This window comes from Streptomyces sp. NPDC001508, from assembly GCF_040298665.1.
Taxonomy (GTDB): Bacteria; Actinomycetota; Actinomycetes; order Streptomycetales; family Streptomycetaceae; genus Streptomyces.
Genome location: NZ_JBEPAP010000083.1, coordinates 26,454 through 36,635 on the forward strand (window position 1 = coordinate 26,454; position 10,182 = coordinate 36,635).

At 73.0% G+C, this 10,182-nt stretch carries 11 protein-coding genes; 4 read left to right on the forward strand and 7 right to left on the reverse strand.

What is annotated here, in order from left to right; translation table 11 throughout:
* Positions 1-79 precede the first annotated feature (79 nt).
* Positions 80-571: an SRPBCC family protein gene (locus tag ABT245_RS41385; protein ID WP_351744943.1), complete on the forward strand. Its 492-nt coding sequence runs from the start codon at positions 80-82 to the stop codon at positions 569-571.
* 76 nt (positions 572-647) lie between these two features.
* Here the strand turns inward: ABT245_RS41385 and ABT245_RS41390 are convergent, their stop codons facing one another.
* Together ABT245_RS41390 and cds1 are read right to left on the reverse strand one after the other, a co-directional pair.
* The gene (locus ABT245_RS41390; RefSeq protein ID WP_351744946.1) at positions 648-1,040 is read right to left on the reverse strand and encodes a hypothetical protein; all 393 of its coding nucleotides are present in this window, start codon (positions 1,038-1,040) and stop codon (positions 648-650) included.
* A gap of 276 nt (positions 1,041-1,316) precedes the next feature.
* Positions 1,317-2,441 (reverse strand): L-cysteine desulfhydrase Cds1, encoded by a 1,125-nt coding sequence (gene cds1, locus ABT245_RS41395; protein WP_351744948.1) that lies wholly within the window; start codon positions 2,439-2,441, stop codon positions 1,317-1,319.
* Positions 2,442-2,686: 245 nt separating this feature from the next.
* Between cds1 and ABT245_RS41400 the strand changes: the two genes are divergently transcribed.
* On the forward strand, positions 2,687-2,884 hold the full coding sequence (locus ABT245_RS41400) for a hypothetical protein (RefSeq protein WP_351744950.1): 198 nt from the start codon (positions 2,687-2,689) through the stop codon (positions 2,882-2,884).
* Between the two features lie 150 nt (positions 2,885-3,034).
* On the opposite strand, the gene ABT245_RS41405 is transcribed toward ABT245_RS41400, so the two are convergent.
* Positions 3,035-3,760, reverse strand: coding sequence for a dienelactone hydrolase family protein (locus ABT245_RS41405; RefSeq protein ID WP_351744953.1), 726 nt, complete (start codon positions 3,758-3,760; stop codon positions 3,035-3,037).
* Positions 3,761-3,872: 112 nt separating this feature from the next.
* The gene (locus tag ABT245_RS41410) at positions 3,873-4,376 is read right to left on the reverse strand and encodes a hypothetical protein (RefSeq protein ID WP_351744955.1); all 504 of its coding nucleotides are present in this window, start codon (positions 4,374-4,376) and stop codon (positions 3,873-3,875) included.
* Between the two features lie 381 nt (positions 4,377-4,757).
* Between ABT245_RS41410 and ABT245_RS41415 the strand changes: the two genes are divergently transcribed.
* Positions 4,758-5,081, forward strand: coding sequence for a hypothetical protein (locus ABT245_RS41415; protein ID WP_351744957.1), 324 nt, complete (start codon positions 4,758-4,760; stop codon positions 5,079-5,081).
* A 182-nt stretch (positions 5,082-5,263) separates the two neighbouring features.
* Positions 5,264-5,806 (forward strand): ATP-binding protein, encoded by a 543-nt coding sequence (locus ABT245_RS41420; protein ID WP_351744959.1) that lies wholly within the window; start codon positions 5,264-5,266, stop codon positions 5,804-5,806.
* Positions 5,807-5,832: 26 nt separating this feature from the next.
* Here ABT245_RS41420 and ABT245_RS41425 read toward each other — a convergent pair whose 3' ends face one another.
* Genes ABT245_RS41425 through ABT245_RS41435 form a run of 3 tightly spaced genes read right to left on the reverse strand, consistent with a single transcriptional unit; the run spans position 5,833 to position 9,427 of the window.
* Positions 5,833-8,394 (reverse strand): ABC transporter permease, encoded by a 2,562-nt coding sequence (locus ABT245_RS41425; RefSeq protein ID WP_351744961.1) that lies wholly within the window; start codon positions 8,392-8,394, stop codon positions 5,833-5,835.
* A complete protein-coding gene (locus ABT245_RS41430; protein ID WP_351744964.1) occupies positions 8,391-9,140 on the reverse strand; it encodes an ABC transporter ATP-binding protein in 750 nt (249 codons plus the stop codon). The genes ABT245_RS41425 and ABT245_RS41430 overlap by 4 nt, the downstream gene beginning before the upstream one ends.
* On the reverse strand, positions 9,137-9,427 hold the full coding sequence (locus tag ABT245_RS41435; RefSeq protein ID WP_351744966.1) for an SHOCT domain-containing protein: 291 nt from the start codon (positions 9,425-9,427) through the stop codon (positions 9,137-9,139). Before ABT245_RS41435 ends, ABT245_RS41430 begins: the two co-directional genes overlap by 4 nt.
* Between the last annotated feature and the right edge of the window lie 755 nt (positions 9,428-10,182).

Here is a 10,182-nt window from a genome sequence, read left to right on the forward strand (position 1 = left end):
TACCGTCAGCTAGGCTGGGCGGGTCAGTACCGCCAACTTGCCTGTGCACCCAGGGGATTTCGCGAGGAGATTCGCGGCCATGGCTCACCCTCTGCGCCCGGTGGGGATCGACTTCGTCGCAACGGCCCCCGTACGTCTGGTGTTCACGCGCGAGATGGCCGCCGCGCCGGACGTCGTCTTCCGGGCGCTCGCCGAGGATGTGTCCGGCTGGCCGCAGTGGTTCTCGGCGGTGACGGCCGCCCGGGCGACCGGGGGCGGGCGGGAGATCCGGCTGCGGGGCGGCACCCGGTTCCAGGAGTCGGTGATGGCGGCGCGGGCTCCGCAGGTGTACGCGTACCGCGTCGACGTGACGAACACGCCGGGCGCCCGCGCCTGGATCGAGGAGTGGCGGCTCGCCCCGGCGGGCACCGGCACCCTCGTCCGGATGACGTTCGCCCTCGACGGGACGGGACTCTTCCGCACCGCCGCCCGGCTGGCCCGCCCCGGTGTCGGCCGCGCGTTCCGCGACGCGGTCACCGCGCTTGACCACCGCCTGACCGACCGAGGACCACCGGATCCCGCCCCCGCGTAGGAACACCTCCGAGGCCGAACTCCGTGAGGGAAAGGCCCGGTTGGCGGTGGGCCCGGCGTCCGCGTTCCGTGTCGGCTCATCGGACGGGCGACGGCGCGTCACAGACCGGACCGGCGCGGCACGCGTCCCGGCAGGAGGACTCGTGGACCCGTTCGCCGACGTCGTTCGCGGCGAGAGCGGCCCCGCGGACGACGACAGTCACGATCTGGCTGACGGCGACCGCACGTGCTCCGCGCCCCGCGGCGATGACACCGGCGGCCACAGCGTCCAGCGGTACGCATGCGGCCTTCCGCAGGCAGGGGCCCGGTGGCGCGCCGTAGTGCAGTTGCCGGTCAGCCTGGTGACGACGACGCCGATCGCGCGGGCTCTTCACGGCCAGGGCCCGCTTCCGGCCGCCGTCGGCGTGGGGATGCGGGTGATGATGTTCGCGCCGCTGCATGGCCGTGAACTGCACGGAGGTGAACTGCACGGCGTGGTCGACCGGGAGCTCGCCGATCTCATCCGGCCGGGCCTGAGCCCCGCACAGGCGTGCGTGCCGGCGGTCGCATCCTGTGCCGCGGGCCCCAGGGCCCGTGGGACGAGGCCCAGGACCACCGGATCAGGGCCGAGACCGTCGCCTCGGCCACGGCCGTGCTCCGCTGTCCGCGCCGGGTGTCCGTGCTTCCGGCGAGTGTCGCCCGGCAGGGGCACGGTGTGCTGAGTACCGGTGCTCAGATCCGGCAGCGGCCGTCCTCGGGGCCGCCGGTCAGCGCGGCCATGCCCCCGTCGCCAGCAGGGTGTCGATCGCGGAGGTGTACGGCCCGATGTCCAGGCCCTGCTGCCGCAGCCAGGCGTCCGAGTAGTACTTGTCGAGGTAGCGGTCCCCCGGGTCGCAGAGCAGGGTGACCACGCTTCCGGTGTTCCCCTCGGCGACCATCTCGGAGACGATCTTGAGCGCGCTCCACAGGCCGGTGCCCGTCGAGCCGCCCGCCTTGCGGCCGATGACCCGGTCCAGGGCCCGTACGGCGGCGATGCTGGCCGCGTCCGGGACCTTCATCATGCGGTCGATGGCGCCGGGCACGAAGCTCGGCTCCATACGGGGCCGGCCTATGCCTTCGATGCGCGAGCCGCAGTCACAGGTGACGTCCGGATCGCCGGTGGTCCAGCCTTCGAAGAAGCACGAGTTCTCCGGGTCGGCGACGCAGACGCGGGTGTCGTACTGCATGTAGTGCACATAGCGGGCGATCGTCGCCGAGGTGCCGCCCGTGCCCGCGGTGGCGACGATCCACGCCGGCTCCGGGAACCGCTCCAGCTCCAGCTGGCGGAAGATCGATTCGGCGATGTTGTTGTTGCCGCGCCAGTCCGTGGCCCGCTCGGCGTAGGTGAACTGGTCCATGTAGTGACCGCCGGTTTCCACCGCGAGGCGGGCCGACTCCTCGTACATCTTCCGCGAGTCGTCGACGAAGTGGCACCGCCCGCCGTGGAACTCGATGAGGCGGCATTTCTCGGCGCTGGTCGTGCGGGGCATGACCGCGACGAAGGGCACGCCGATCAGCTTGGCGAAGTACGCCTCGGACACGGCCGTCGAACCGCTGGACGCCTCGATCACCGGCCGGCCGGGCCGGATCCAGCCGTTGCACAGGCCGTAGAGGAACAGCGAGCGCGCCAGCCGGTGCTTGAGACTGCCGGTGGGGTGGGTCGACTCGTCCTTCAGATAGAGGTCGATGCCCCATCTCTCGGGCAGCGGGAAGCGCAGCAGATGGGTGTCGGCGGAGCGGTTGGCGTCGGCCTGGACCTTGCGGACGGCCTCCTTCAGCCAGGCGCGGTAGGCGGCGTCGCCGCGGTCGGCGTCCAGGGTCTCGCCGGTCCGGGTCTGTGGGGTGGTGCTCACGACGGGCCTCCTTACGCTGCGTGCCGCGACGCCCACGGCGGCCGGCACCTCGATCATAGGCAGCTGTCGCACCGCTTCCCACCTGCATAAACAGCCCTTTGGGCAGCTCAAAGGCAGCACGTGGCTTCTCTCGGGGTTGCCCAAAGTTCGATCCCGGGAGGCCCGATGACCGTGCAGCTCAGGGGCGTGTGTCCGTGGTCGTTGGGTGAGCGACAGGTGTCGTGGACCGAGGCGGTGGCCGCCTGATGGTGTTCTTCGAGAACCTGCCGGCGCCTCTGGCCGGCGACTGTCTCATCCAGTCGGACTGGATGGCGACGGAGAAGGTCAAACGGTCGTGGCCCGCGATCGTGCATGGCATCACGTATGGGCTGCCGTTCCTGGTGATCACGCGGTCCCCGCTCGCACTTGCGATCAATGCCGCTGCTCTGGCGTGTTGGGGATGACGGCGATGACTTTGGTCAGAGGGGTAGGACCGGAACGCGCCAGAAGCCTGCTGTGGTGACCGGAGCATCCGTGGTGGGGGGGCCGGGCTTGGCAAGCGGTGACGGTCGGCCGGCTTGGTTTGCGGTCCGGAATCGCGGTTGCCGACCAGATCACTCCGTCATGGGCAGGCACTCGGCGAGCAGGTCGACGACGTCACGCCAAGCTCGCTGCGCGTGCTGCGGGTGGTAGCCGACGCCGGGGAGCACGGTGTGGTCGACCGGTGGGTGATGGAAGGCGTGCAAGGCGCCGCCGTAGACCACAAGGCGCCAGTCGACGCCCGCAGCCTGCATCTCGGCGGTGAATGCGTTCCGTTGAGCGGGCGGCATGATCGGGTCTTGCGACCCGACCCCGGCCCACACCGGGCAGTGAATGCGCGCTGTCTCGCCTGGCCGGCCCGTGGTCAGTGCGTTGACCGTCCCGATCGCGCGCAGGTTGACGCCGTCGCGCCCGAGTTCCAGCGCGATTGCGCCTCCGGTGCCGTAGCCGACGGCGGCGATCCGGTCGGGGTCGGTCCGCGGCTCGGCGCGGAGCACATCGAGCGCCGCGTGGCCGATGCCTCGCAGCCGGTCGGGGTCGGCGAGCAGCGGCATGCAACGGGCCAGCATCTCCTCAGGGTCGCCCACATAGCGTCCGCCGTGGAGGTCGAAGGCCAGCGCCACGTATCCCAGCTCGGCGAGCGCATCGGCCCGGCGGCGCTCGACGTCGCTGAGTCCCACCCCCTCGGGCCCGACCAGGACCGCGGGCCGGCGATCGACACCGGCCGGGAGCGCGAGGTGCCCGATCATCGTCAGGCCGTCGGCCGCGTATTCGATCGTGCGCGTGGTAACCGTCGTCATGAACCTGGACTGTAGTGATCGTCGAGCCTGGTCGGGCCGGCGTTCTGCCGCTGGCAGAAGGCAGGTCTCTGGCGTGTTCCGGAACCACCCCGTCAGCGGTTCGGTTGAGCCATCAAGTCCCGGTTCGTGGCGCGGGCAGCGGCGAGTCCTCGTCGCGCTCGGCGAGTTCGGAGCGGAGGTCGAGGATCCGCTGCTCCAGCTCGCCGATCCGGCGGGTGAGTGTTTCGACGTCGGCGGGGGCACCGAGCCCGGAGGCTTCCCGGACGGTCTGTCCGAGTGCTTTGGACAGGCGTCGTTCGAGCCGGGTGATGTGTGCCGAGAGACAGCTGTTACGGGCCGTGAGGTTCGCGACGTCGGCCGGCAGCGACTGGCGGCCGACCCGGGACCCGGCGGCAGCGCCGGGCGGCGGTTCGGCTGCGCGGGCCAGGACGGCCGCGTGCAGGTCGCCGTGGCGGTGCATCAGGCTGCGGTGGACGTCGGCCGCGCGGGCGACCGCGGAGACGGTGACCTCCTCACCGCCGGCGGCGAGCTGGTCGAGGGCCTTGAAGACTCGGACCCGACGGCGTTCGGAGTCCGCGGCCCGTGCCTTGGCCAGGTGGTCCGGTGACGCGGTCATGCGTCGCGGTCCAGCCGCAGGTTCGGCTCGGGTGTCCGGACGCCGGGCATTGCGAGGGAGACGGTTCGGGTCTTCCGCAGGGTGCGGGTGGCCTCCCTGGTGGATGCGACAGTGCACGACGCCATCACGAACCAAAGAGAACGTGGGCAGGTGCGCCGGGCGCGCCGGGGCGCATTGCGCCCCCGTGCTCCGCGTGCGACCCCTGTGCGGGCCTCGCGCACTGGTGCTCGGCCCCGGGTGCGGGCAGACTGCTCCGGGTGCGGGGGCCGCACCCCGCGCGAAGGCGCACAATGGATCACGGAACGAGCCGGACGCGAGCGGTCCCGCCGGGGGCGGGGTGCAGGTCCGGCAGGGGCGAGAGACGCGAGGGGGCGGGGAAGGATGGCGGAGCCGGAGTTCACGGCCACGGGCGTCCGGATAGACAAGCGGCTGCGGTCGCTCACCCGGGCCGGGCAGGTACGGATCAGCGACGGCAGGGTGGAACTGCTCACCAGCTACGGCAGCGAGATCGACAGCGCGCCGGTCCAGGCGGTGCGCGCCTCCAAGCCCTGGTTCGCCCCGGACGACCGGGCGCTGGCCGACCTCAACGGCCACCGGTATCTGCTGACGCTGGGCGATCAGGACCCCGCGCCCGGCCGCGCCGGCCCGCCCGCGGCGCGCCGGTTCATCGAGGCGGTGCGCCGGGCAGCGGGACGCGGGGACTGAGTCGCAGCGAGTTGCGCACTCCTGTGTCCTGGGTCACTCTGGTCTCACGTCACTCTGGGTTTACCGGCGATAACGCTGTGAACCAGCCCGCCGGACATGACAGCAGGCGACCGTGGACTCGGGGCGCCTCGCTGGATCCGTACTCCGTGTTCTTCCGGACCTCATGTCGGGGAGTCGCAGCCGTGATCAGTCACCCAAGCAGGCACTGCACGGTGGAGCTGCAAGCCCTGCCGTCGCGGATCGGCCAGATCCGCAGAATCGTATCTGCGCAGTTGCGCTACTGGCATCTGGACCCGTTGATCGACCGGGCGGCGCTCGGTGTCACGGAGTTGCTGACCAACGTCCACCAGCACGCCCGGCCCGACAAGTCGTGCACCGTGGAGATCGTGCTGCTGCCCGACCGGCTCACGGTCTCGGTGCGCGACCACGATCCGCGGCTGCCCGTGGCGGCCGACCTCAAGGATGTCGCGCCGCTGGACACGTGCGGGCGCGGGCTCGCCATGGTGGCCGCGCTCAGCGAGAGCTGGGGCGCGCGACCGGACGGCGAGGAGGGGAAGGTCGTGTGGTTCACCCTCCCGGCGCGCGTGGAGGCGAAGCCGCAGCCGGCGGGGGCTCCGCGCGGTACGGCCCGGGAACGGCCCGCCCCCCGCCTCCCGGAGGTCGAACCCGTCGGCTGCGCGCCCGCCGCGCCACGTGCTCCCGCCCGGTCGGCCGTTGCCGGCTGACCGGGCGGTGACCTCCCCCTCGTCCGTCACTCGGCGGCGATGGCCCGCAGCACGTCCAGGCGGGCCGCCCGCCGGGCCGGACGCAGTCCCGCGAGCCCTCCGGCGGCCAGGCCCACCAGCGCGACCACCGTGAGCCGCCCCGGCGCGAGCGCGAAGGCGAAGGCACTGTCGCTCGCGCCGTCCGCCGCCCGCACCAGCACCCAGCCGAGGAACGCGCCGAGGCCCAGCCCGCCCGCCGTACCGAAGGCGGCGACCAGGACCGACTCCCAGCGGACCATGGCCCGCAGCTGCGGCCGGGTCTGGCCGACGGCCCTGAGCAGGCCCAGCTCGCGGGTGCGTTCGTGGACGGCGAGCGTCAGGGTGTTGGCGATGCCGAGCAGGGCGATGAACACCGCGAGGGCGAGCAGCGCGTAGACGAGCGTCAGCATCATGTCGATGCCGCCGGCCGACGACCGCGCGTACTCCTCGCGGGTCTGTACCTGGGGATCGCCGTACCGCGCGGCGGCCTTCACCACCGCGGCCTTCCCCGCGTCCGCGCCGACGCCGTCCTTGAAGGACACCGCGACCAGACGGTCGGAGTCCTGGGTGCGGTGCGGCGCCCACGCCGCCCGGGTGATCACATAGTCGCCGGCGAGTTCGGAACGGTCATAGAGTGCGCGCACGGTGAAGTCCGCCCGTGTGCCGTCGGCGAAGACGAGCCGGGCGGTGCCGCCCAGGGCCAGACCCTGCCGGGCGGCCTCCTTCCGGGTGACCGCGATGCCCTCGGCGCCGAGGCCGCGCAGCGATCCGCTGACCGTGCCGAGGTCGAAGGCACGGGCGAGCGCGGCCGGGTCGGTGACGGTCAGCGCCCGTCCGCTGCCGTTCACCTCGGCCACGCCGCGGCCGAGCCCCACTGCGGTGCCGACCTCGGGCAACCGTCGCAGCGCCGGGGCCAGCTCCGGGCTCAGTCCGCTGCCGCCCGCCCCGAACGACGGGGTGCTGACGGCGACGTCACCCGCGAAGGACCGGGCCACGGTCCGGTCCATGGTGGCCTTCAGAGAGGCACCGAACACGGTGAACAGCGAGACCACGGCCACGCCGATCATCAGCGCGCTCGCCGTGGCCGCCGTCCGCCGCGGACTGCGCAGCGCATTGCGTCGGGCAAGGGAGCCGGTGACGCCGCGCAGCCGGTGAAGGGGCCCGCCGAGGACGCGTACGGCGGTGGTGGAGGCGACCGGGCCGAGCACCACGAACGCCACCAGTGCCGCCGTCGCGCCGAGTCCGGCCGCCCATGGCGACGGGGCGATGAGGACACCGACGAGCGTCGTCGCCAGCGCCGACACGGCGAGGAGAGTGCCGGCGACCGCGCGCGAGCGGGAGGCCCCCGAGTCGTCGACGGCACTCTCGCACAGCGCGGCCAGCGGAGCGGTGCGCCCGGCCCGTACGGCGGGCAGCAGTGCGGAGCCGAGACAGACCACCACTCCGACCGCGAGCGGCAGCGCCAGCGACGCAGTCCTGACGACCAAGTCGCCTTCGGGGAAGGGGAATCCGATGGCCGGGAACAGGGCCTGCAAACCGGCGGCGATCCCGATGCCACCGGCGAGTCCGGCCAGGGACGCCGACACGGCGACGGCGCACGCTTCCACCAGGGTCACCGCCGTGACCTGGCCGCGGGCGGCGCCCAGGGCACGCAACAGGGCGTTCTCACGGGTGCGTTGGGCGACGACGATGGCGAAGGTGTTGTGGATGGAGAAGGTCGCCACGAGCAGGGCGACACCGGAGAACACCAGCAGGAAGGTGGTGAACACGCTCAGGAACTGACCGGAGACCATGTCGGTGTTCTCCTGTGCCGACTCCTGGCCGGTGATGGCCTCGACGCCCTTGGGCAGGACGGGAGTCAGCCGGTCGACGAGTTCTCGCGGGCTCACCCCGGGCCCGGCCCGCACCTGGATGCTCGCCGCCTCGCCCGGCCGTGCGGTGAGGTACTTCTCGGCGTCCGCCTGTGTCATGCCGGTGAACGTCACCTGCGCCATGCCGTCCGCGCCGCCGAAGGTGGCGAGTCCGACGATCGTCACCCGGACCGGGCCGGGGGTGCGCAGCGTCGTGGTGTCACCGATCTTCAGGCCGCCCTTCGCGGCGGCGCCCCGGTTGACGACCACCTCGCCCGGCCTCGCCGGGAGCCGGCCCTCGGCGAGCCGGTAGGGGTTGAGCCGCGGGTCGGTGATCCAGTTGCCGGCGAGGGTGGGCGGGCCCTGGCCGCCGACCGGTCGGCCGTCGGCGCCGAGCAGTTGGCCCGCGCCCTGGATGCTGGGCGCGGCCGCCGCGACGCCGGGGACCCGTTCCAGGGTCTTGACCAGGGACGTGTCGACGGGGCGGCGCACACCCTGTGCCTCGCCGGGCGTGGTGATGGCGTCGGCGCCCCGCACGACGGCGTCCGTGCCCGCGGTCGCGTCGCCGAACATCGAGCCGAAACTGGCGCGCAGCGTGTCGCCCATGACCAGGGTGCCGGCGAGGAAGGCGACGCCGAGGAACACCGCGAGGAACGTGCCCGCGAAGCGGCGCCGGTGGGCGCGCAGCGAGGCGAGGCTCAGGCGTACGGAGGTGTTCACGACCGCACCTCGAAGGCTTTCATGCGGTCCAGGACCGTGTCGGCGGTCGGCGACGCAAGGCGGTCGACGAGGCGTCCGTCCGCGAGGAAGACGACCTCGTCGGCGTGGGCCGCGGCGACCGGGTCATGGGTGACCATGACGACCGTGCGGTCCGTCTGCCGTACCGCGCGGCCGAGGAGCCCGAGAACGTCCGCGCCGGAGCGGGAGTCGAGGTTGCCGGTCGGCTCGTCGGCGAAGACGACGTCGGGGCGGCCGGCGAACGCCCGGGCGACGGCGACACGTTGCTGCTGGCCGCCGGAGAGTTCGGCGGGGCGGTGGTGCAGCCGGTCGCGCAGCCCGACGATGTCGACGAGCGCGTCGATCCACTCCGGGTCGCCCGCGGCGCCCGCCAGGTCCAGCGGCAGGGTGATGTTCTCCGCGACGGTCAGCGTCGGCACCAGGTTGAAGGCCTGGAAGACGAAGCCGACCCGGTCGCGGCGGAGCAGGGTGAGGCGGCGGTCGTCGAGGGCGCCGAGTTCGGTGCCGCCGATGAAGGCGGCGCCCGATGTGAGCGTGTCGAGTCCGGCGGCGCAGTGCATCAGGGTGGATTTACCGGAGCCCGAGGGTCCCATGATCGCGGTGAAGCGGCCGGCCGGGAAGTCGACGTCCACGCCGTCCAGGGCCCGTACGGCGGTGTCGCCACGGCCGTACACCTTGACGCCGTCGACGACCCGCGCGGCCGTGCGAGCGGTGGCCGTGGCGGTCACGCGGCACCGTCCTTGCCCGCGCGGCCGAACCGCTCGTCCAGGACGGAGAGCCGGCGCCAGTACTCGTCCTCGTCGATCTCGCCGGTGGCGAAGCGCCGGCCGAGGACCGTGATCGGCGAGTCGGCCGCCGGGCGTCCGCCGTCCGCGGGCCACCAGGGTGTGCCGCGCCCGCGGCGCACCGTGCGGCGCAGCACGGTCGCGGCGCCGATCACGACGGCCGCCCAGAACAGGGGGAAGAACAGGATCCACGGGCCGGGACCGCCGTCCCAGTTCGCCAGGGTCTGCATCTCGGGTCATCTCCTTCACGCAAGCGAGTCGGGTGCTGCTTCAGAGACTCGCCCCGGGGAGGGGTCCGGGTCGTCGTACGGCCAGCGGCAGTACGGCTACCTCCCGGGGAGTACGCGGAGACGAAGCGGATGCTCCTTCGGGCGCGACCGAACGGCCCGGCACCGCCCGCGGACCCCTACGGCAACCACGACACCACGCCCCCGCACCCCCTTCGGACGACGACCGCCACGGCCCGCACATACACACACCCACCGGACGACGATTCGCTGTGGCCCGTGTCCGGCACGCCGCCTGCCGGCGCGGGACGGAGGCCGCACGGACGCTCCCCGAGGCCGGGCGCGAGGGCGACCGACGGCGACAGTCCACGCGAAGCGGTCGAGCGGACCGAGCGGACCGTGGCGGACACCTGAGGGTGGGCCCTCGCCGTCCACGGGTGGCCACGGCCGCAAGACACCCACCCGCACCGGGGGCGGCTGCGAGGCACGGGGGGCAACCGGCGGGACCCGGGCCGCGGTTCACCTCGCGCGAGGCACGGGCAAGCACGCCGCACCTCGGTCAGGCCAGCCCGGTCATCATGGCGGACACCCGAAGGCAAACCCTCGCCATCCACCGACGGCCAGGACCCCAAGACACCCACCCACGCCAGGGGCAGCTGCGAAGCACGGGGGGCAACCGGCGGGACCCGGGCCGCGGTTCACCTCGCGCGAGGCACGGGCAAGCACGCCGCACCTCGGTCAGGCCAGCCCGGTCATCA